We start from the raw sequence: 21,833 nt of genomic DNA, 5'->3' as shown, positions 1-21,833 counted from the left end.
TGCCTAAAAATACAATACAAGGAACCTTCGGGGCTGAGAACTCTCAGCCCCAACGTTCTAATCATCATAAAATATGGACGAAACCTTTTATAGTAGCCATTATAATTGTTATTATTCTTGGTATTATTTCAATGTTTACTGGGGTTTATGATATACGGGGACAAGAGGATGGAATGGATATGTTTTTCATCACTCGTATTCCAAGGACAGCTGCATTAATGCTTACTGGAGCTGCAATGGCAATGTCAGGACTCGTCATGCAACTTATTACACAAAACCGCTTAGTTGAACCAACTACAACAGGAACAATTGAATGGGCAGGCTTGGGATTAATTTTTGCTTATTTAGTATTTCCTGCGCCAACTTTAGTCCAAAGAATGACAGGGGCAATCATTTTTTCCTTTATAGGAACGATGGTTTTCTTTTTGTTTTTAAGAAGAGTTAAACTTCGTTCGTCTTTAATTGTCCCGATTATTGGGATAATGCTTGGAGCGGTTATTTCTGCAATTTCCACTTTTATTGGACTCGTTTTTCAAATGTCCCAAAATGTTGAAACCTGGTTTGTAGGTTCTTTTGCGTCGATTCAAATTGGAAGATATGAATATCTATGGCTGATTGTTTTAATTACTATTCTTATTTTTATCTATGCTGATAGATTGACTTTAGCTGGGTTAGGGGAAGATGTTACAACAAGTCTTGGAGTTAGTTATAATAAGATTGTTCTTATTGGTACAGGTCTTATTGCTCTTGCAGTTGGAATTGTCGCAGCTGTTATTGGAAATTTACCTTTTTTAGGTTTAATTGTACCAAATATTGTTTCCATGTTTAGAGGCGATGATCTTAGGAGTAACTTGCCTTGGGTTTGTGTGTCTGGAATGGGTGCCCTAACCATTTCTGATATAATATCCCGGACAATTATCATGCCGTTTGAAGTACCTGTCTCTTTGATACTTGGAACAGTCGGTGCAGTCGTATTTATTGTTATTTTATTGAGAAGAAGGAGGCTAGGATAACGAATTGGATTATACTAATGAAAAAAATGTCAAAATTAATTCTAGCCTTCCTAATAAAAATAGAGCAGCTAAATCTTTTCGTTCTAAGAAAGATGCAAGAACGTATTGGATAATACTGACAGCATTGATTTTATTAGGGCTTCTTTCTTCGTACGGACTTTTAGTTTATAACAATCCAGTTCCAGTAGATTCCCCTTCCTTTATCCCAGTTGTAGAAAGAAGAATGGTAGCTATTATTGCAATGATTATTGCAGCAGTTTGTCAAAGCTTGGCGACCGTTGCTTTCCAATCGGTTACGAATAATCGGGTTATAACTCCTTCACTTTTAGGATTTGAAGCCCTTTACTCCACCATACATACGGGTACAATGTTTTTCTTTGGTGCCAGTGTATTTATAGGTTACAGTGGTACTGGACCATTTTTATTGCAAGTGGTTGTAATGGTCTTGATGTGTTTAATACTTTATGGATGGTTACTATCCGGAAAGTATGGAAATTTACAACTGATGCTTCTGGTTGGAATCATTATTGGAACTGGATTAAGGTCTTTGTCAACTTTTATGAGAAAGCTGCTTGCACCGGCTGAATTTGATATTTTACAGGCAAAATTGTTTGGCTCTGTCAATAATGCGGACTCAGAATATTTTCATATAGCGATTCCAATCGTAATAATTGTTGCATTACTTCTTCTTGCTTATTCTAAGAACTTAAATGTATTGTCGCTTGGAAAAGATATTTCTAGTTCTTTGGGAGTTAACCATCAATTTAGTATCATTTATGTTCTTGTATTAGTTTCTATTTTGATGTCAGTCTCAACGGCGTTGGTTGGACCGCTTACTTTCTTTGGATTTTTAGTTGCAACATTGAGTTATCAGCTGGCGCCAACTTATGATCATAGATATATTTTTCCTATGGCTCTTGCTACCGGGTTTTTGATACTGACTGGTTCCTATTTTATTATGAATCATGTATTTAACGCTCAAGGTGTAGTTTCAATTATTATCGAAATTGTTGGTGGATTAACGTTTTTAATTATAATTTTAAAGAGGAAGACTTTATGATAATTTGAGTTTACCAATACTTTTATATCCTCATCTGTTAAATGTAATGTGTAATTGCCTTCAACAGATTTGAGGGTATTTTTTTTGTCTGCCATAGATAGTGTGACCGTTGTCCCAATACAAAGCAAAAGTAAGTAAATTTTGTTATCCAACTGTAAATAAGCTCCCCAAAACCCCGATGTGACAGCGATGACTGGATAAATCCCCATTTTGTTTCTGCTTGAAATCATATATAGATATGTGGTTGAATGAAAGAAGACTTAATAGAAATGAGGGAGTCCATTATGAAAAAGTTAGGTATGCTGTCGTTAGCATTTGTTATTATTATCATGCTAGCTGCATGTGGCGGGAATGATGAAAAGAAAGAGAATGAAGATACACAAGGCAGCAAGAATTCAGAGCAACCTGCACAACAGGAATTAGAGTTCACAGAGAAAGAAAAACTGGATGAAAAAACTCCTGTCGCTGTTGTCAATGGAGAAGAAATTACTGGATCGGAGTATAATCCAATATATACACAAGTAAAAACAACGATGTACCAATACGGACAAGATGTCAGTAACACTGATTCAATCAAAGACCAAACAGTTTCCATTCTTGTTGAACAAGCACTTATTAAACAGGACGCTGAAAAACAGGGTATTGAAGTGACAGAAAAGGAAGCGCAAAAAGAACTGGATACCATTAAAGAAACAAGTGGAAAGCAATTTTCCACTCTGCTAGAACAGCTGCAATTGTCAGAGGATGAATTCAAAGAGCAGCTGATGGGTGATTTAGTTACACAGAAATATATGGATAAGGAATTTGAAGTTGATGTTAAAGATAAGGAAGTACAGGAATATTATGACCAGCTGAAAGAGCAAAATGGAGAAATTGGAAAACTTGAAGAGGTTGAAGGACAAATTAAAGATGTGCTTACGAATGAGAAACAAAGTGAGCAGCTGCGTACAAGAATTGATGAATTAAAAGAAAATGCAGAAGTTGAAAATGTATTGTAAAAGAAAAGCATCGCACCTATTTTTTGGGCGATGCTTTTTTAAAATTATAGTATTGTATCGAGCATATTGAAAAATTGTGCCATCTGTTCATCTGTGCCAATCGTAATCCGAACATGATTGTCAATCATAGGTACTTTAAAGTATCGAATAAGTATATCTTTTTCTTTTAAAGCTGCATATAATTCGCCTGCGTCTTGGTTAGAATGTGCTGCAAAAATAAAATTCGTTTGGGAGGGAAGGACAGTAAATCCGCGTTTTTCCATTTCAACAATAGCCCATTCCCTCGTTCGAATAATTTTTTCTGTCGTATCGTTAAAATAAGACACGTCAGCTATAGCAGCTTCTGCTCCAGCAATAGCCAATCGATCTACTGTATAGGAATTCACGGAGTCTTTAATGCGGGTCAAACCTTCAATTAGGTCAGGATGCCCCAGTGCAAACCCAATCCGAAGTCCTGCCAGTGATCTTGACTTCGACATCGTTTGAATAACAAGCAAGTTTTCATAGGAATTAATTAATGAAACAGCAGACTCCGCAGCAAAATCGATATAGGCTTCATCAACAATGACAATTCGGTCAGGGTTGTTGTCCAAGATTTTCTTCACTGCATCGAGTTCCATATAAACACTTGTTGGCGCATTTGGATTTGGAAAAATAACGCCTCCATCTGATTGGTAGAAATCCTCTATAGGTATCGTAAAATCATCCTGAAGGGCAATTTCTTCGGCCGGAATAACGAACAGCTTCGCATATACGGGATAAAAGCTATACGAAATAGCTGGGTAGCGAATCGGTCTATTCACATCAAAGAAAGCCATGAACGAAAATGCCAGAACTTCATCTGAGCCGTTACCAACGAAAACATTTTCTTTAGATAAGGAATTGAATGCTGCAATATCCTCCTTTAATTGATCTGTTGTAGGAGAAGGATAGAGATTTAAGGCTTGCTCGCTTTCCTTTTGAATTGCCTGGATAACCTTTGGCGATGGACCATACGGATTTTCATTCGTATTTAATTTAATTATATTTGCACGATTGATTTGTTCCCCGGGAATATAGGGTGTACAGCGCTTTGCCATGTCACTCCAAAATTTACTCACGTTGTTGACCTTCCTTTTGAATATGTCTTTTAACTAATTCATTTTTTATATCTGACAGAGATACATCCATAATTTCCATTAATACGAGTGTATGATACGTAAGATCAGCAATCTCGCTTGTTAGTTCCTGTTTGTCATTGTTTTTTGCGCCAATAATTACTTCTGAAGTTTCTTCTCCGACCTTTTTCAAGATTTTATCGACCCCTTTTTCAAAGAGGTATGATGTGTATGTGCCATCAACAGGGTTTTTACTTCGATCCTTGATTTTTGCGATTACTTGATAAACGATATCATATGCTGGTATATCATTTGAATACAGCTTATTGTAAAAGCAGCTTTCATTCCCAGTATGACATGCAGGGCCGAGTGGATTAACCTGAACTAATAATGCATCAGCATCACAATCATAAGAAACTTTTACGATTTGCTGTTTATTTCCTGATGTTTCCCCTTTATTCCATAGCTCCTGACGCTTTCTTGAAAAAAACCATGTTTCATTCGTTTCAATTGTTTTATTAAGTGAATCTTGATTCATATATGCTAATGTTAATACTTCTCCTGTGGCAGCATCCTGAACAATGGCAGGGATTAAGCCATTTTCATCAAAAACGAGTTGTTCGATATTTACTTTCATTTGCTTTCCCTCCTGACGATGATATTATGCTCCTGAAGATATGACTTGAGGTCAGGTATCCCGATTTCATCATAGTGAAACACAGATGCAGCCAGTGCCGCATCAGCACCTTGTTCTAACACAGCAAGAAAATGCTCCTGTATTCCAGCGCCCCCGCTTGCAACGACAGGAATATTAACAGTAGCCGCAATTATCTTCGTTAATGGAATATTATAGCCGTCCTTCTCGCCATCTGAATCCATTGCATTAATGACAAGTTCTCCAGCGCCAAGTTCTTCCCCCTGCTTCGCCCATTTTATCGCATCGATTCCAGTGTCATGACGGCCACCTTTCGTAAAAACATTCCACTGGTTCGGTGCGACCTCCTTTGCATCGATCGATAAGACAATGCATTGACTGCCAAATTTCAAAGCAGCGTCTTTAATTAGCTGCGGGTTTGTCACAGCGGCGCTATTGATGGACACTTTATCTGCCCCAGAACGAAGCACTTTGTGTATATCCTCAATGGTTCGTATTCCACCACCAACGGTAAATGGAATAGCAATTTCCTTTGCAACCTGTTCAACGACATCGAGGAAAATATTGCGTTCTTCATTGGAAGCAGTAATATCATAAAAGACAAGCTCGTCTGCGCCGGCTGCGTTATATCTTTTGGCTAATGAAACTGGATCGTCAACATCCCGGATATTTTGAAATTTTTTCCCTTTTACAACACGACCTTTATCCACATCAAGGCAAGGGATAATTCGTTTAGCGAGCATAGCTGTCATCCTCCGTTAATTCTTCAAAATTTAATGTGCCGTCGTATAATGCTTTGCCAATAATCGCGCCGTACATGTTCATTGATTTTAGCTTGTTTATATCTTCCTTCGTTGAAACGCCACCTGATGCGATAACATCCATACTTGTCGCTTCGTTTACTGCCTGCAGTTCTTCAAAGTTCGGCCCTTGCAGCATGCCATCCTTCATGATATCCGTGTAGACAATTGTTTCGACACCAAGCTGTTCGAGTTCCGTGACAAGATCAATGGCCTTGATGGAACTCGTTTCTGTCCAGCCATCTGTAGCGACGTAGCCATTCCGTGCATCAATGGAGACAGCGATGCGAGATCCGAACTTTTCCACTGCATCTTTTAAAAAGACTTTGTCTGTGATAGCTGCTGTACCAATAATTACACGAGCGATACCAGCGTTAAGATAATCCTCTATGGTATCTAAGGAACGAATGCCTCCGCCGACCTGTACAGGAATGTCCGTTTGTTTGGCTATTGCTTTAATGGCATCTCGATTAAGAGAGTCACCAGTTTTAGCACCATCCAGGTCAACGGTATGCAGATATGCAGCTCGCTTATTTTCCCATTGCAGAGCCATATCTGTTGGGGAGTTGCCATAAACTTTTTCTTTGTTATAATCGCCTTGGATAAGGCGGACACAATTTCCGCCGCGAATATCAATTGCTGGGAATAGAATCATGAAATCATCTCCTCATAGTTTGCAAGTAATTGAATACCGATATCCCCGCTTTTTTCCGGGTGAAATTGCATTCCTGTAATGTTTCCCTGCTGGACTATAGCAGGAACACGGCCGCCGTATTCGGTGCTGCCAACAAGTGTTGCTTCCTCAAGTTTCTCAACGGCATAGGAATGAACGAAATAAACGTAAAAATTATCTGTTAGATTAAGCGTTAATGGACTTTCCGCACGCTTTGCAATTGTATTCCAGCCCATATGCGGAACTTTTACTTGCTCTTTAATGCGACTTACATTTCCTCTTAGCAGCCCAAGGCCTTCCCATTCTCCATCCTCATAGCTTTTATCATAAAATAGCTGCATGCCAAGACAGATGCCGAGAATTGGTTTTCCTGATTGAACCTCTTGTTTAATCACATCTGTTAATCCAAGTTCATTAATAGCATCCATTGCATCCTTGAAGGCACCTACGCCAGGAAGAATGATTGATGCAGCATCCTTGATTACTTGTGGATCAGTTGTTAAGATGGATTCTTTATTTAGTTTTGCAAGCGCAAATTGCAGACTTTTAATATTTCCTGCACCATAATCAATGATTGCAATCATCTTGTTTCTTCCTCTCTGTTAAAAATCGTTGTGAACTGCTACGTCCAGCTTCACTAAAGCCGCAGCGAGCCTTAATCACACTTACACCCTTGTGGTGAAGACGGGCATCGTCTCCAAGTAAAAGGATGTGGCAAAAATCAGGCTACGCTTAACGCCGATAACCTCCTAAAAGGGCATTTTCCTTTAGATGAACTTGACTTTTCGCCCATAAAGACAAAAGTTATCGTTCATCTTATACTCTGGAGTGAATCTTCTCGCAGGAATGCTCGACAAATCGAACCAGCCCCACTGTTGGGGGGCGCAGTCGGTAAGTTGTTACGACGCACAGGACGTCGCAACGCCTGTAAAGGTGTTTTCCGCTTTTGTTCTTTTACAAACTCCCCTTTGTGGAAGGGATTCCTTTCACTCTCGGGTTTAGCATAGTCGCTTGATCTAATGCACGCCCAAATCCTTTGAAAATGGATTCTATCATATGGTGCGTGTTTTTCCCGTATGCAAGGTTGATATGAAGTGTTACCTTAGCATTGCTGACGAATGCTTGGAAAAATTCTTCAACCAGCTCAGTATCAAAATTTCCTACTTTATCTTTTAGGCCCTCCACGTTATATACGAAATAAGGGCGCCCGCTTATATCTAAGGAGATTGTTGACAGGGCTTCATCCATTGGAGTTGTTACGGTTGCATATCTTGTAATTCCTTCCTTGTTTCCTAGTGCCTGCCGAAAAGCTTCGCCTAAAGCAATTCCTATATCTTCCACAGAGTGGTGCTGGTCGACTTCCAAATCTCCATTGCATGTGACTTCTAAGTCGAATAGACCATGTTTGGTAAGTAATAAAAGCATATGATCCAAAAAGCCGACACCGGACTGGATAGCGGTATTCCCAGTACCATCAATTGTTAAATCTAATTCAATGGATGTTTCGGCTGTTGAACGTTCAATTTTTGCCTGACGCATTTTGTTCATCCTTTCGAAGCTCAATGGAATTGGCATGTCCAGTCAGCCCTTCCACCGTAGCAATTTTTATAATTGAATCAGAAGCTTGCTGCAGTGCCTCTTTGGAGTAGCTTATAATGCTCGACTTTTTCATGAAATCATATACGCCAAGTGGTGAGGCGAATTTTGCTGTCCCGTTTGTTGGTAATGTATGATTGGGTCCTGCAAAGTAGTCTCCCAATGGTTCTGGTGAATAATTTCCTAGAAAAACAGCGCCAGCATTTTTAATATAAGAAAGGCTATCATATGGGTTTTCAACCATTAGCTGTAAATGCTCTGGTGCAATTTCATTTACAACGGAAAATGCTTCGTTCAGATTCGCTGTGACGATTATTTTTCCATTTTCCTTTAATGATTGTGTAATTATCTCTTTTCGTTCAAGTGCATTTATTTGTTGTTCAACTTCTGCAAGGATTTGCTTTGCTAATGTTTCACTCGTTGTAACGCAAATCGAACTTGCTGATTCATCATGCTCTGCCTGTGAGAGCAAGTCTGCAGCAACAAAGCTTGGTGGGGCAGTTTGATCTGCAACAACACAGATTTCACTTGGACCTGCAATCATATCGATCGCTACATCGCCATAAACCCATTTTTTTGCTCTTGCGACGAATGCATTACCTGGACCAACGATTTTGGCAACCTTTTCGATGGTTTCTGTTCCATAGGCTAACGCAGCAATTGCTTGTGCACCGCCAACCTTATATATTGTATCTACCCCGACAAGCTGTGCGGCAACAAGCACGTGAGGATTAATCTTTCCATTTGCTTGTGGCGGGGTTGTTAGCACGATTTTCTCGACGCCAGCGATTTTGGCGGGGATGACATCCATTAACACTGTGGAAGGATAGGCTGCCTTTCCACCTGGAACATAAACACCAACTTTATCAAGCGGGGTTACTTTTTGTCCGAGTAAAATACCTGGTTCTTTATTCACAAACCAGGATTGTTCCTTTTGTTCGTTGTGAAACATCTCAATATTTTCTTTGGCTTGCTGCAAGGCTTCCAGAAAAGACGCATCCACCTGTTTTCTTGCTTCTGACAATTCTCCCTCAGAAACAACAAGGGTCTCTAGTGCTGCAAGGTCAAATTTTTCTGTGTATCGATATAATGCCTCGTCACCATCTTTTCGTACTTCACGAATAATGTTTAGTACAGCTTCATCAAGCTCTTGTTCCTTCAGTTGATTAGATTCTTTAGCTGCATATTCCTGTAAAAACTGCTCACGCGTTTGTATTTTCATACTGATCACTCCAATGCTGACTTTAACTGTGAGATAATTTGCTGTACTTCACCTGATTTTGTAGCAAAGCTTGCTTTATTGACAATCAATCTCGTACTGATTGGCTCGATATCTTCCAGAACGGTCAGCCCGTTTTCTTTTAGGGTGTTTCCAGTTTCTACAATATCAACAATCAAATCGGCAAGCCCGATTAATGGAGCCAGTTCAACGGAACCATTTAGCTTAACAACTTCAATTGATTCGCCCTTTTTTTCGAAATGCTTTTGGGCAATGATTGGATATTTTGTTGCAATCGTTAGCTGCTGTCCCTTTTCAGGGCGATAATCTGTTTTTCCAGCAACTGCAAATTTGCATTTTCCCAGCTTTAAATCGAGTAGTTCATAGACATCTGCTTGGGATTCAAGAATATTATCTTTGCCGACAATCCCAATATCAGCAGCTCCTTTTTCGACGTAGGTAGGAACATCGATTGCTTTTACGAAAAGCAGCTTAATAGATCGATCGTTATTATAAAAGACTAGCTTTCTGCTATCTTCATGAAAATCTTCAAACTGAACATCTGTTTTTTCCAATAGAGCAATCGTGCTTTTAGCTGGACGTCCTTTGGCAAGTGCCAATGTTATAGGTTGCAATTAGTATCCCTCCCTGTAATTCTGAAGCAGTGTAATAAGTTCATCTGTCTGAGAAAATGGTTTTTCTATACGATTGTTCGAGAAAAGGTTTTGCTTCTCTTCAAAACGGATTATTGTTTTTGCTGGAAGGATATTTCCATTACTTGAATCATTCCGAAAACTTAAAACCCGATATCCATTATTTCTTATTTTAAATGCGGCAGTTAAAGCTTCCTGCTGCTTTTCATCCGTATAATAAATCACTGCATCTACTTGAGGATCAAGGGATTTTGCTAAACCTTGCTCTAAAATAGCATGAATAAGTAAATCTACCTCAAATGCGAAACCAATCGCAGGCATTTCTTTATTCAGCTGCTCTCCAAGATGATCGTATCTTCCACCCATTAATACTGGCTGCCCAATTCGATCGACAAACCCCTGGAAGATGATGCCTGTATAGTAATTCATATTATTAATTAATCCGAGATTAATAGCGACATATTCATCAACACCATAATCCTTAATTAACGCATATACATCAATCAAATTTTGCAAAACATGCTGCATATGGGCACTGCGAATAATTTTTTCAGCTTGCTGGATAACTTGATCCGGCTCGCCATATAAAAGGGGAATCGATTGGATTGCATGCTTTAATTCTTTTTCAATCGGCATACCTTGCAGGAATAATTCCATATCTGCTATATTTTTTGATTGAATAAGAGCTTGCAGCTGTTGTAAATCCTGTTCGGAAAGTGCAGCTTGCTGGATGAGCTCTTTAAAGAATCCCGCATGACCAATTTCAATTTTGAAATTTTCAAAGCCCAAATCTTTTAATGTATGAATTGCCAGCATAATAATTTCAGCATCTGCCTCAGGTGAATTCTCTCCAAAAAACTCAACGCCTGCTTGTGTACTTTCTTTTTGATTTGGCTGCTCTTGTGACTGACGAAATACATCCAGCACATAGAAAAGTCTTTGCCAAAATGCATCGTCTGTTTGGTTTACTGCTGTCATCATCCGGGTAATGGGAATGGTAACATCAGGGCGCAAGACGAGAATTTTCCCCGTTGTATCAATGACTTTAATCATATCATCTTTCTTTACCGTGCCAGTAATGTCCGAATACATCTCATAGTTTTCAAAGGCTTTCGTCCGTACTTGTTTATAGCCATAGGTAGTAAAGCGATTTTTCAATGTTGCAATAAGATTATCTCTTACTTGAAAATCTTCTACATGCTTGTTTCTGTTATCATTCAGCGTGTATCGTTGCATTCTAAAAACTCCTTTTTATAGCTTTAATACTTTATCGCTTTAACTAATTAAAGTTATATAGTATTATAATTAGTATATTCATAAAAGTCAACACCAAATAAAATCGGAAGCTATAGGTTTGTGACTTGAAAAATTAAGTGAAATGTCGCTTGCCTCTGGAGCTGGACAAAGAAAACAGGAGATGATGAAATGTTTGATTACCATATTCATAGTGATTTTTCAGCAGATTGCAACACACCGATGGAAACAACAATTGAAAAAGCGATTACTCTCGGCCTTAATGAAATTTGTTTTACAGAGCATATTGATTATGATTATCCAGATAAGGAATGGGTATTTGAGTTTGACTTAAAAAAATATGACGACAAAATAAAACAGATGCAGCAGAAATACAGCAATCAGATACGCATAAAAAAAGGTGTGGAAATTGGTTTGCAGCCACATTTGTTAGAGCGATATGAAACCTTAATGCAAAATGAGGTGTTTGATTTTGTTATTTGCTCCATGCATGCAACTGCGGGAATAGACCTTCATTCTGGAGAATTTTTTAAAGGTAAAACAGTTGATGAAGCATATCAAATTTATTATGAAGAATTACTTGCATGCATTCGCAAATTTAAAAGCTTTAGTGTTCTTGGTCATATTGATCTTGTTAAACGGTATACGGAAGAGAAGAGTACCAATCATTTCCACGAAATTCTGTCAGCTATTTTTAAGGAAATCATTGCAGCGGGGAAAGGAATTGAATTAAATACGTCAGGCTATCGATATGGATTGGAAAGTGGGATGCCAAGCCCAGATATTTTAAAGCTATATAAGGAATGCGGAGGAGAAATTATTACAATTGGATCGGACTCCCATGTGGAAACAACATTAGCATATCAATTTAAGGAAGCATTAGCATTGCTCGACACTATCGGATTTAAACATATTGCAGCATTTAATGATGGAGAGCCAGTGTTTTATCCACTTGCAAGCCTTCTTAAATAGATAAGAAATTTCTATGAATTTTTCAGCATGAGTCGATTGTAAAGATAGGGAGATGGTATAATAAAGGTGTTCAATTAACACATGTAGCTGGTGATTGTTTATGAAATCTATTAAAAAAATATTTTTAATCATTGCAGGCTCTGTTTCATTAGTGCTTGGTGTGTTGGGAATCGTGATGCCATTATTGCCGACTACACCATTTCTTTTGCTTTCAGCTGCTTGTTATGTTCGCAGTTCTGATAAATTATATCAGTGGTTAATCACGAATAAATATTTCGGATCTTATATATTGAACTATCGGCAGGGGAAAGGAATACCATTAAAAGCCAAGGTTATTAGTGTTACGATATTGTGGATTTCGATGCTGTATACAATTGCATTTGTAATTCCTTTAGTAATGGTAAAAATTCTGTTATTTTTAATTGGCTCCTATTTTACATGGTTTATTCTGAAACAGAAAACACTAAGGAAAAATATGCAGGTGAGGTAATGTATTTCATTAAAAAGCATAGGCTGAAAATAACAACAATTTTGGTATTAATTGTTGGATATATTACGTATATATCGATGCCTAACAATGCAAAATCGGAGCATTATTCTGGAGATCCAACCGTGTTTATTCATGGATATAAAGGTACAAAGAATTCCTTCGGCTATATGCTTGATCGGTTTGAGCATGAATACGGCTGGGGGAATAAAGGATTGATCTACTATGTTACTAAAGAAGGGCGTATCCGTGATTATAATTTAAACAAGGGAAGATATGCGCCAACGTTTATTCAAATTATATTAGAAGATAATCGGGCAAGCTTTGCCGATAGTGCGGAGTGGGTATCAGCAGTCCTCTTGCAAATGAAGGAAAAGTATAAAATTGATTCTGTAAATATTGTAGGGCATTCAATGGGCGGAATACTTGCACTTAAATATACAATGGACTTTGCGGGTAATGGTTATCCAGAAGTGAATAAGCTAGTAACCATTGGCAGTCCATTTGATGGCATTTATAGTGAAGCATATTTTCAAATTCATCAAGATGCAGCAGCGGAGGATTTAAAGCCCGATTCACTGGCACTGCAATTGCTAAGGGAAAGTTCATTTCCAGAGGATATTCAAGTGCTCAATATTGGAAGTACAGGAGATACTGTTGCACTCCCAGAAAGTGTTCAGGCATTACGAATGATTATACCAAGAAATCAATTACGGGAAATTATAATTGATGATCATAAACTTGGTCATAGTGCATTACATGAGAGTGTAGAAATAGATAAAATGATTTATTCATTTTTGTGGCAAGATGATGGGCAATAACTTACAATAGATAAAGTGAAACTTCATTCAGTGAGGACGCTTTTCCGCTCTCCCAGACTGTTAGGTGAACAAAGTCAGGGGGTTTATGGGATGTTTACCCCAATTTTATATGTTTTTGCTTTACTCACATGCATATAGAGATGGGATATTACAGCCCGTTAATCGTGATAAAGATTGTTTATAAAACGGTGACTTTTTAGCAGGTAGTGATAAAATTACCTATCTATATCCATTAAATGAAGGCATTCTGAGCGAATAGGGAAGCATAAAAGCAGTACTGCTGCCTTGCGAGGAAGCCAAAAATGATAACTTATTAAAGGAATGATAAGGGTGGCAATGAATCATCATCTATACGATAAATTAATAGCATTAACATCTGAGCGTAATGTGATGGTGAACGAACACTTAAAAAATCATACGTACACTCGTTTAGGCGGGCAGACAGATTTTTATGTAACACCGGAAACATATGAACAAGTGCAGCAAATCATTAAGCTAGCGAATCAAGAAAATATAGCTTTTACGATGCTCGGGAATGGCTCCAATTTAATTGTGAAAGATGGCGGTATTCGTGGCATCGTAATGAATTTGCAAAAGCTTGCTACGATCAAAACAGATGGTAATCGGATGATCGCTCAAAGCGGAGCGAGAATTATCGATGTTTCACGAGAAGCATTAAAAGAAGAGCTGACTGGTTTGGAATTTGCGTGTGGTATACCAGGATCCGTCGGCGGAGCGTTGTATATGAATGCCGGCGCTTATGGCGGTGAAATCAAGGATGTACTAACAAGTACGCTGGTCGTTAACCGGGAAGGGGAGCTTCTCACATTAACAGCAGAGCAATTGGATTTAGATTACCGTACAAGTAATATACCTGATCGTGGGTACATCGTTTTGGAAGCAACCTTTACATTAAAAGAGGGTGCCCCAAAAGCGATTAAAGAAGTAATGGACGATCTAACATATAAACGAGAATCAAAGCAGCCATTAGAATATCCATCCTGTGGAAGTGTATTTAAACGCCCGCCTGGCCATTTTGCCGGAAAATTAATCCAGGACAGTGACCTTCAAGGAAAACAGATTGGCGGCGCACAAGTATCGCTCAAGCATGCAGGCTTTATCGTCAATAAAAACAATGCAACAGCAAAAGAATACATTGAACTCATCCAGCATGTACAGAAAACCGTAAAAGAGAAATTTAAAGTGAATCTGGAACGGGAAGTAAGAATAATTGGTGAGGACCCAGTAGAGTAAAACCAGAAAGCTGTGACCATCTTGAACGGATGGACGCAGCTTTTATTTAATTACTTCACTACATCTCTTAAAAAAACAGCACCACTTGACGCGGAAACAGCACTATCCGTCCGAGAAACAGCACCATCCGCTAGAAAAACAGCACCAATACCCAAGAAAACAGCACCATCGCCCCCACATCTGAACAAACTAAAAAGGCATTACCCCAACCAATCGGGTAATACCTCTAATTTATCCTCTGAACCGTCGCAGGAACCCTTGCAGTCTTTCATTCTCGGAGTGTTCAATCACTTCGCTTGCCGTACCTTGCTCTGCAATGACCCCTTCATCCAGGAATAGCACTTTATCCGCGATATCAAGAGCAAAGTCCATCTCGTGTGTCACAAGCACCATTGCCATATCTTCATGTTTGGCAAGATCCCGTATAACCTCAAGCACTTCGCCAACAAGCTCTGGATCAAGTGCTGACGTCACTTCATCAAACAACATAATCTTCGGCCGCATGACAAGTGCACGAGCCATTGCCACACGCTGTTTTTGCCCGCCGGAAAGCTGGTTTGGATAGCTATCCAATTTGTCTCCAAGCCCTACACGTTCAAGCATTTTCACGGAGCGGTCGCGAACCTCTTCTTTACTTTCCTTTTTCACATGAATCGGTGCTGTCATACAGTTTTCTAAAATTGTCATATGTGGAAAAAGGTTAAAATGCTGAAACACCATTCCGATATCTCCACGAACTTCTCTTAAATGCTTTTCATTCGCTTTTACCATTTTCCCTTTCTTTTCCATCTTCCAGAGATTTTTGCCGTCCACGATAATATCACCTGACGACGGCTCCTCCAATGTCATCAGCATTCGAATAATTGTTGTTTTTCCAGACCCACTAGGTCCAATAACAGCTACTTTCTCAGCTGGCTTTATATCTAAATTAATTCCTTTTAATACGTCAAAATCACCAAAGGATTTATGTACATTTTGGAATCTTACGATGGCTTCAGACACAATATCACATCCCCATGTTTTAAATTCTATTTAATCGCCGCATTTTTATCAAAGCGTGTATTCATTTTAATTTCTAATTTCTTAATCAGTACCGCAGATGGATAACTGAGGACTAGGAATAAAATTCCAACTATAGTTAACGGCTCTAAATATGACCAGTTTTGCGCGCCATAACTATCCGCCATAAGCATTATACCAGCAACTCCTATTGTAGAAGCAAGCGGAACCTCTTTAAACATAATGATGAAATAGTTGCCGAGCATCGGTATTGTTGGTGGTATCGCTTGTGGTAAAATGATTTTCCTCCATTTATCAACAGTGGAAAAATTCAGCGCTTTAGAAGCTTCCCATTGTCCTTTGTCAATGCTTTCGATACCGGATCGATAGATTTCACCAATATACGTGCTAAAATGGATTCCAAGACCGAGCACTGCACTTGTAAAAGGACTTAACGTAACACCGATTCCTGGCATCATTGGCCATGCATAGAAAAGAAAGAAAAGCTGAACAAGCGGGGGAGTAGAACGAATAAATTCCATGATCCAAGTAACTACCCAATTGAAAAATGTATTCGGCACTTTTCTGAGAAATGTCCATACAAAACCGAATAGGAGAGCAAATAAATAGCATGTAATCGTTAAGCTAACAGTTATCCATAGTCCCTGCAATACGAAGGGAAGGGCGTCCATAAATGTTTCCCAGCTCCAGTTATTATTCATCCGTTAGCAACTCCTTTCTTAGAAATACGTTCCCCTTTTCTTGTCAACCAAATAAGTGGTAGCGCAAGGATAAAGTAGAAGACAAGAACTAATAGGTAGACAATTGGCGCCTGCGACAGGTTAGAGCTTCGAATAATATCGCCATAATATAAAATATCTGTCATCCCAATTAAGGAAACTAATGAAGTTCCTTTTAGCATTTGTATGGTGTAGTTACCGAATTCAGGAAGCATCATCCTTACTGCTTGCGGAAAAATAACGAGTCGCATACGTTGGAAGCGTGACATGTTTAGTGCTGTTGCGGCTTCAGATTGACCATTTGCAACAGAAAGAATGGATCCACGGACAACCTCTGAAAGGTACGCACCGTAATTTAAACCAATGGCAATCACACCGGCCCACCAGTTGGAACCTAACTGAATGCCAAAAAGCATTGGAATGGCATAGTAAAGCCAGAATAACTGAACAATTAAGGAAGTACCACGAAAAACTTCCACATAAAATCCAGTGAATTTCCGGATGAAAAAACTCTGAGAAAGACGGCATAATCCAGCAATAAAAGCCATTAAATAAGCTAGAATTGCTGAAGCAAGCAGGACGGTGATCGTTACTTGAAGTCCTCTTGCAAGCTGTGGAAAAATCTCTATGATTGCATTCATAGTAATCACTCCTTCAAGTTTCGATTTAGTTCAAAATAAAATCATATGCTCTGAATGTTCTGGAAAAAATATAGGGTCTGCTTCCCGGGACGAAGGGAAACAGACCCTATGGATTCATCACTTTATCACGCATTAATGCTGCAATACACCAACACCAGCGTGAGAAAAGCATAAACGTAAAGGCGGAGGAAACATCCCCTAAATTCCTGATTCTGTTCAACGGCCTGCTGGTCTCCTTGTAATGGCAACATTAAGTGGGGGAGAAGGAGCCCGCCACTAAATGACATGTCACTTTATCAAAAAAATTTTACACTTCCCCGTTGCAAACTTCTTCTGTTGTCACTTCATCTACTGGTACAAAATTACTCTCACTGCTAAACCCGTTTTCATCTAATAGCTCCGCAATCGTGCCATCTTCCTTTAATTCTGCTAACTTTTCATTGTAAGCATCACGTAAATCCTCATCATTTAGGTTAAATGCCTCTGCCCCGTAGCTTGGTACACCCTTAATATTCGGTTGCTCAAAGGATTCGACAAATTCAAGTGCATCTGAATTTGCGGATTCAAATGCCATTTTAACTGTCATTTCAGTTCCGGTTGTTGCATCTGCACGACCAGACTGGACGGCGGAGAACGTTGCAGCAATATCTGGTGCAGTAACAATTTGATTAGGATCCACTCCTTCTTCCTGTAAAAAGCCTATTTCTGTTGCACCTTCCATTACGACAACCGTAACATCAGGATTACCTGCAATATCTTTATAGCTTTCCAGTCCAAGGGGGTTGCCAGCTTCTACGACCAAGCCTTCCCCATACTGCATTGTAGGTTCACTGAATGCCACATTTTCACAGCGTGCTGGCTGAATCGCCATTCCCGCAGTGATTACATCAAATTGACCAGCCTGTAATCCAGGAATTAATTGGCTCCAATCAGAAAGCTGAGCTTCAACTGTATCAATCCCAAGCTCTGCAAAAACTGCCTCAGCAATGGCAACAGATGCACCTTTTAGCTCTCCATTTTCTTCATAGGCATATGGAGCTTCGTTGGCAAAGCCAATCGTAACGGTTCCTGATTCTTGTAATTCTTTTAGCTTGCTTCCGTTTCCATTAGCTGTATCATCGCCGCATGCAGCTAAAAATATGAATATGGAAGCAATAAGTACTGTAAAGCCTGTTTTTTTCAAAATGAAAAGACCTCCCTGTTTAATATTAAAACCAGTTCTGTTTCGCTTGGTGATAATGGACTAGATATGTACCACCGTATATGTGAAAAATGTTTTTTTCACATTCGTATTTATAATGTTATAGATTTGTCAATTTTCATTCAAATCCTGTATATTAAGTTAATTCCGAATTAAACCTTATATTTTGGGCTGGCCTCATTTAAACTCTTTGATACAGAAAAATGCTTGTAAATAATCTCAAATACTCTTCGATGCCCCAGATTTGGTAAAAGAAGAGAATCTTGTTTGACTGATTTATGAAAAACTCTGCAACTGCTTTATACGTTATTTTAACGAAACTATTGAACTACTTATTGGAGTGGGTTAATCTAGAAGTAATTAAGAAGGCAGTAATAGCATAATGAATTGAAATTAATTGAATAAAGTGAGGTTTTGCATGTGGGAACGTACGTAGTTGTTGGTGTCATATCTGTAGTCGTCGTAATACTTGTCGTATGGCTTTCACTTGTGACGTTGTCTAAAGGATATGGGTATAAGCATTCAGTAGATCCTTTGCCGGAGGATACTGAAAATGAAGATAAAACAAAAGATGATTAGACAGCAAAAAAAGGCTGGGGCGTATTAAAGAAAAACAGTGCACAAACTTAGCAGTAGGGGGCCGCCATCCGCCTCTGGATGCGCGAAGTATATTTCCAGAGTAGGATGTTTGGACCATTAATGTTCGGATTTTTTAGATAGAAATACTTTTGCCCCAGTCTCTTCAAGTTGGGTGAAGTTGAAAATCCCTTTCTGTTTTATCTTTATATAGAAGCTCTGCCTGCAAAGTTAAATCAGCTTAGTTGTCTGTCCCATTATTAGGCGGACGCATTCCTCTTTGTAATTGGCCAAGACTCAAATCAAAGCTCATTTGCAAGTGTGGATAATCCTTGAAATTATTCCAATCCCCGCCCCATTCAAATCCTAAATCTTTTGCCATATCAGCAACCTCAAACCAATCGGATCTGCCATTGTTATTCCCATCATAATGAATGTCCCAGATAATATCTCCATTTATATTTCGTAATGCATAATCAATTGCCAGGCCATAATTATGATAGGATTGTCCGCCTTTTGCATTTGTTACAATATTGCCAGGAGTTGTTCTGCCTTGTTCATAAAGGGTATCCTGTTGTTCGAATGTGCGGAATCCTTGGGTAATAATGACCTCAATCCCTTGTGATGCAGCAATTTCAATAAGCTTATTCTGGTTTTCCTCAACGAGCGGATGTAATCCGTCCGGCAGTGGTGCCTCTTCATCAATATATAAATGATGTTCACCATTCCATTTATTATAAACATAAAATAAAAGAACTAGAAAAAGGATAATAATAATCCAAGATACAAATGTTGTGCTCCATCGCTTCATTTTTTATAAAACTTCCTTTCGAGCATCGGCATTTGCAACGAAATGCCGATGCTCAATTTAAGGCGAATGAATAGTTTATTTTACCATAACTTAACTTCTGCACCAATAACATAAAATTTAATAAATAGATTAAACAGAACTGCGGCTACAATTTGTTATAATAGAGTTGCTTTTATAACATGCTTAGTGAAATTAGTCTACAATCTCCATCTTGAATGAAAGGGGAATGCATATGTATTTTTTGATTGCCGGGGTTATTGGCTACCTGTTTGGATGTCTTCACGGATCACAGTTAGTCGGTAAAATGAAGAACGTAGATATTAAAAACAGTGGTGTTAAAAATGCTGGGGCTTCAAATACGACAATTATATTAGGGTGGAAATATGGTGTTCTCGTAGCGCTTATTGATATTTTTAAAGCCACATTAGCTATTTTACTTATGTTATTTATTATAACGGAGCATGGAATTACAGGAGATTGGAAATATCTATTAATCTATACAACCGTATTTTTTGTGATTATTGGACATAATTATCCGGTCACAATGAAGTTCAGTGGTGGGAAAGGGACTGCATCACTAGTCGGTGCGCTTATTGCAATTGATTGGAAAATAGCACTCATTGGGATAGGAATATTACTTGTCTTTACATTCGCAACCGACTATCTCGTAATTGGCGTCCTTTGCATGTATCTCTCTTTTCTTGTTACGACATACCTGTTTTTTGGACTTGAACCAACATGGATTGTTATTTTGCTTTCTGTCTTGAGTATTATGAAACATATGGAGAATTATAAACGTATTATTAGAAAGGAAGAGACAAAACTATCGAGTATGATTCGTAAAAAAGTCTCTTAAATGAGTTAATAAATGGAGGCAATTATGTTAGATATTCTAATTTGGATTGTTATTTCAGTTTTATTTATCCTAAGCTTTGCAGGAATTATTTTCCCAATCGTACCATCTGTACTCGTGCTATGGGGTGGATTTTTACTGTATCACTTTGTATTAAACAGCGAAGAGCTGAATTTGATTTTCTGGATAGTTATGGTTGTATTTACTGTGCTGCTAATTGTGGCGGATATTATTGCAAACAGTTATTTTGTAAAAAAATTCGGTGGCAGTAAATCCGGAGAACGCGGTGCCGCAATCGCAGTAATTATTGGCTCATTTATTACACCACCATTCGGGATTATTTATGTCCCTTTTATAACCGTGTTTCTTATTGAAATGGTGCAAAAAAGAACCACTAAAGAAGCATTCCGTGCATCCATTGGTTCACTGCTGGGATTTCTAGGTGGCTCTATTGCAAAAGTTGTGATTCAAATCGTTATGATTATTTGGTTTTTTATATTAGTGTTGTTTTAAAATCTAGTTAGGAGAAAGGTATAATGATGGAATTTCCAGTAAGAGTAATAACAATTGCCGGATCTGCAGCAGGGGGGAGTGCTGGGATACAGGCGGATTTAAAAACATTTGAAGAATTAGACGCGTATGGCATGAGTATTATCACCGCGATTGTTGGGCGCCATCCGGAGACGAATAAGAATGTTCATCTTCAATCCATTGAAGCGATTGAAGCACAGTTTGCGACCGCAATGAAACAGGTTGGCGCTGATGGTGTAAAAACGGGGATGTTATTTTCCAAAGAAGTAATCGAGGTGGTTGCTCGTCTAATTCAAGAAAAAGAAATTAAGACAATCGTTGTTGACCCTGTAATGATTGGAAAAATGAATTCCAAATTATTAAAAGCCGATGCAATTGAGGCGTTGATCCATCAATTGATACCGATGGCCACGATTATCACGCCAAATGTACCAGAGGCATCGATACTTTTAGGTGGCAGAGAATTAAATACAGTTGATGATTTAAAACAAGCTGCAGTAGATTTACACCAGCTTGGGGCAAAAAATGTCCTTGTGAAAGGCGGAAGACTAAAAGGACCAGCAGTTGATGTGCTGTATGATGGAACTGCATTAACAACCTTTACAGCACCCCGAATTAATACAGTAAATACAAGTGGAGCCGGATGCACGTATTCTGCAGCGATTACAGCGAATTTAACAAAAGGACAAGCCGTAGCAGATGCAGTTGGTAAGGCAAAAAGCTTTGTAACAACGGCAATAGAGCATGGTTTTTCCTATACAGATATTGTAGGTCCAACCTATCATGCAGCATCACGGAAATTTGGTGAAGCACATTCGATTAAAATCGAAACATTAACATGAATAGGGGAATAAAATTTGTATGGATTAATGTCGATTATATAAATGATTTTGTTGCAGCAGGTGGCACACGTACTGCAGATGAACGTG

At 38.7% G+C, this 21,833-nt stretch carries 25 protein-coding genes; 11 read left to right on the top strand and 14 right to left on the bottom strand.

Going from position 1 to position 21,833, the window contains the following annotated elements:
• The first annotated feature begins 14 nt into the window (after positions 1 to 14).
• The 3 genes from NSQ77_RS07425 to NSQ77_RS07415 all read left to right on the top strand — a co-directional run bounded on the left by NSQ77_RS07425 (position 15) and on the right by NSQ77_RS07415 (position 3,071).
• A complete protein-coding gene (locus NSQ77_RS07425) occupies positions 15 to 1,013 on the top strand; it encodes an iron chelate uptake ABC transporter family permease subunit (RefSeq protein ID WP_339230956.1) in 999 nt (332 codons plus the stop codon).
• A gap of 4 nt (positions 1,014 to 1,017) precedes the next feature.
• Entirely contained in the window at positions 1,018 to 2,073 is a 1,056-nt protein-coding gene (locus NSQ77_RS07420; RefSeq protein ID WP_339229976.1) for an iron chelate uptake ABC transporter family permease subunit, read from the top strand.
• 284 nt (positions 2,074 to 2,357) lie between these two features.
• Positions 2,358 to 3,071, top strand: coding sequence for a SurA N-terminal domain-containing protein (locus NSQ77_RS07415; protein ID WP_339229974.1), 714 nt, complete (start codon positions 2,358 to 2,360; stop codon positions 3,069 to 3,071).
• 44 nt (positions 3,072 to 3,115) lie between these two features.
• Here NSQ77_RS07415 and hisC read toward each other — a convergent pair whose 3' ends face one another.
• The 9 genes from hisC to hisZ form a co-directional block, all read right to left on the bottom strand.
• Positions 3,116 to 4,171 carry a histidinol-phosphate transaminase gene (hisC, locus tag NSQ77_RS07410; protein WP_339229972.1) on the bottom strand — a complete coding sequence of 352 codons (1,056 nt, stop codon included), beginning with the start codon at positions 4,169 to 4,171 and terminating at the stop codon, positions 3,116 to 3,118.
• The gene (gene hisIE / locus NSQ77_RS07405) at positions 4,164 to 4,805 is read right to left on the bottom strand and encodes a bifunctional phosphoribosyl-AMP cyclohydrolase/phosphoribosyl-ATP diphosphatase HisIE (RefSeq protein WP_339229971.1); all 642 of its coding nucleotides are present in this window, start codon (positions 4,803 to 4,805) and stop codon (positions 4,164 to 4,166) included. Before hisIE ends, hisC begins: the two co-directional genes overlap by 8 nt.
• On the bottom strand, positions 4,802 to 5,566 hold the full coding sequence (gene hisF / locus NSQ77_RS07400) for an imidazole glycerol phosphate synthase subunit HisF (protein ID WP_339229969.1): 765 nt from the start codon (positions 5,564 to 5,566) through the stop codon (positions 4,802 to 4,804). Before hisF ends, hisIE begins: the two co-directional genes overlap by 4 nt.
• Positions 5,556 to 6,278: a 1-(5-phosphoribosyl)-5-[(5-phosphoribosylamino)methylideneamino]imidazole-4-carboxamide isomerase gene (hisA, locus tag NSQ77_RS07395; protein WP_339229967.1), complete on the bottom strand. Its 723-nt coding sequence runs from the start codon at positions 6,276 to 6,278 to the stop codon at positions 5,556 to 5,558. Before hisA ends, hisF begins: the two co-directional genes overlap by 11 nt.
• Complete coding sequence (hisH, locus tag NSQ77_RS07390) at positions 6,275 to 6,880, bottom strand: imidazole glycerol phosphate synthase subunit HisH (protein ID WP_339229966.1); 606 nt, start codon at positions 6,878 to 6,880, stop codon at positions 6,275 to 6,277. Before hisH ends, hisA begins: the two co-directional genes overlap by 4 nt.
• 370 nt (positions 6,881 to 7,250) lie before the next feature.
• Positions 7,251 to 7,835 carry an imidazoleglycerol-phosphate dehydratase HisB gene (hisB, locus tag NSQ77_RS07385; protein WP_339229965.1) on the bottom strand — a complete coding sequence of 195 codons (585 nt, stop codon included), beginning with the start codon at positions 7,833 to 7,835 and terminating at the stop codon, positions 7,251 to 7,253.
• Positions 7,816 to 9,114, bottom strand: coding sequence for a histidinol dehydrogenase (gene hisD / locus NSQ77_RS07380; protein WP_339229964.1), 1,299 nt, complete (start codon positions 9,112 to 9,114; stop codon positions 7,816 to 7,818). Before hisD ends, hisB begins: the two co-directional genes overlap by 20 nt.
• A gap of 5 nt (positions 9,115 to 9,119) precedes the next feature.
• Positions 9,120 to 9,746: an ATP phosphoribosyltransferase gene (hisG, locus tag NSQ77_RS07375; protein WP_339229962.1), complete on the bottom strand. Its 627-nt coding sequence runs from the start codon at positions 9,744 to 9,746 to the stop codon at positions 9,120 to 9,122.
• The gene (gene hisZ, locus NSQ77_RS07370) at positions 9,747 to 11,000 is read right to left on the bottom strand and encodes an ATP phosphoribosyltransferase regulatory subunit (RefSeq protein WP_339229960.1); all 1,254 of its coding nucleotides are present in this window, start codon (positions 10,998 to 11,000) and stop codon (positions 9,747 to 9,749) included.
• Positions 11,001 to 11,189: 189 nt separating this feature from the next.
• Between hisZ and NSQ77_RS07365 the strand changes: the two genes are divergently transcribed.
• The 4 genes from NSQ77_RS07365 to murB all read left to right on the top strand — a co-directional run bounded on the left by NSQ77_RS07365 (position 11,190) and on the right by murB (position 14,552).
• A complete protein-coding gene (locus NSQ77_RS07365; RefSeq protein ID WP_339229959.1) occupies positions 11,190 to 11,990 on the top strand; it encodes a histidinol-phosphatase HisJ family protein in 801 nt (266 codons plus the stop codon).
• Positions 11,991 to 12,090: 100 nt separating this feature from the next.
• Positions 12,091 to 12,480: a YbaN family protein gene (locus NSQ77_RS07360; RefSeq protein WP_339229958.1), complete on the top strand. Its 390-nt coding sequence runs from the start codon at positions 12,091 to 12,093 to the stop codon at positions 12,478 to 12,480.
• A complete protein-coding gene (locus NSQ77_RS07355; RefSeq protein WP_339229956.1) occupies positions 12,480 to 13,298 on the top strand; it encodes an alpha/beta fold hydrolase in 819 nt (272 codons plus the stop codon). Before NSQ77_RS07360 ends, NSQ77_RS07355 begins: the two co-directional genes overlap by 1 nt.
• A gap of 330 nt (positions 13,299 to 13,628) precedes the next feature.
• Positions 13,629 to 14,552, top strand: coding sequence for a UDP-N-acetylmuramate dehydrogenase (murB, locus tag NSQ77_RS07350; RefSeq protein WP_339229955.1), 924 nt, complete (start codon positions 13,629 to 13,631; stop codon positions 14,550 to 14,552).
• A gap of 231 nt (positions 14,553 to 14,783) precedes the next feature.
• On the opposite strand, the gene ehuA is transcribed toward murB, so the two are convergent.
• The 4 genes from ehuA to ehuB form a co-directional block, all read right to left on the bottom strand.
• The gene (ehuA, locus tag NSQ77_RS07345; RefSeq protein ID WP_339229953.1) at positions 14,784 to 15,554 is read right to left on the bottom strand and encodes an ectoine/hydroxyectoine ABC transporter ATP-binding protein EhuA; all 771 of its coding nucleotides are present in this window, start codon (positions 15,552 to 15,554) and stop codon (positions 14,784 to 14,786) included.
• Positions 15,555 to 15,580: 26 nt separating this feature from the next.
• Complete coding sequence (gene ehuD / locus NSQ77_RS07340; RefSeq protein WP_339229951.1) at positions 15,581 to 16,273, bottom strand: ectoine/hydroxyectoine ABC transporter permease subunit EhuD; 693 nt, start codon at positions 16,271 to 16,273, stop codon at positions 15,581 to 15,583.
• Positions 16,270 to 16,932 (bottom strand): ectoine/hydroxyectoine ABC transporter permease subunit EhuC, encoded by a 663-nt coding sequence (gene ehuC, locus NSQ77_RS07335; RefSeq protein WP_339229950.1) that lies wholly within the window; start codon positions 16,930 to 16,932, stop codon positions 16,270 to 16,272. Before ehuC ends, ehuD begins: the two co-directional genes overlap by 4 nt.
• 307 nt (positions 16,933 to 17,239) lie before the next feature.
• The gene (ehuB, locus tag NSQ77_RS07330; protein WP_339229949.1) at positions 17,240 to 18,115 is read right to left on the bottom strand and encodes an ectoine/hydroxyectoine ABC transporter substrate-binding protein EhuB; all 876 of its coding nucleotides are present in this window, start codon (positions 18,113 to 18,115) and stop codon (positions 17,240 to 17,242) included.
• Between the two features lie 438 nt (positions 18,116 to 18,553).
• On the opposite strand from ehuB, the gene ytzI reads away from it, so the two are divergent.
• Complete coding sequence (gene ytzI / locus NSQ77_RS07325) at positions 18,554 to 18,712, top strand: YtzI protein (RefSeq protein ID WP_339229947.1); 159 nt, start codon at positions 18,554 to 18,556, stop codon at positions 18,710 to 18,712.
• A gap of 238 nt (positions 18,713 to 18,950) precedes the next feature.
• Here ytzI and NSQ77_RS07320 read toward each other — a convergent pair whose 3' ends face one another.
• Complete coding sequence (locus NSQ77_RS07320; protein WP_339229945.1) at positions 18,951 to 19,520, bottom strand: M15 family metallopeptidase; 570 nt, start codon at positions 19,518 to 19,520, stop codon at positions 18,951 to 18,953.
• 232 nt (positions 19,521 to 19,752) lie between these two features.
• On the opposite strand from NSQ77_RS07320, the gene NSQ77_RS07315 reads away from it, so the two are divergent.
• The 3 genes from NSQ77_RS07315 to thiD are packed head-to-tail and all read left to right on the top strand — an operon-like array spanning position 19,753 to position 21,746.
• Positions 19,753 to 20,376: a glycerol-3-phosphate acyltransferase gene (locus tag NSQ77_RS07315; RefSeq protein ID WP_339229943.1), complete on the top strand. Its 624-nt coding sequence runs from the start codon at positions 19,753 to 19,755 to the stop codon at positions 20,374 to 20,376.
• A 24-nt stretch (positions 20,377 to 20,400) separates the two neighbouring features.
• Entirely contained in the window at positions 20,401 to 20,886 is a 486-nt protein-coding gene (locus NSQ77_RS07310) for a DUF456 domain-containing protein (protein ID WP_339229941.1), read from the top strand.
• 23 nt (positions 20,887 to 20,909) lie between these two features.
• Positions 20,910 to 21,746: a bifunctional hydroxymethylpyrimidine kinase/phosphomethylpyrimidine kinase gene (gene thiD / locus NSQ77_RS07305; RefSeq protein WP_339229939.1), complete on the top strand. Its 837-nt coding sequence runs from the start codon at positions 20,910 to 20,912 to the stop codon at positions 21,744 to 21,746.
• Positions 21,747 to 21,833 lie beyond the last annotated feature (87 nt).

Source organism: Oceanobacillus sp. FSL K6-2867 (genome assembly GCF_037963145.1).
In the GTDB taxonomy this organism is placed as follows: Bacteria; Bacillota; Bacilli; order Bacillales; family Amphibacillaceae; genus Oceanobacillus.
This window is presented reverse-complemented; position numbering and strand designations above follow the sequence as displayed.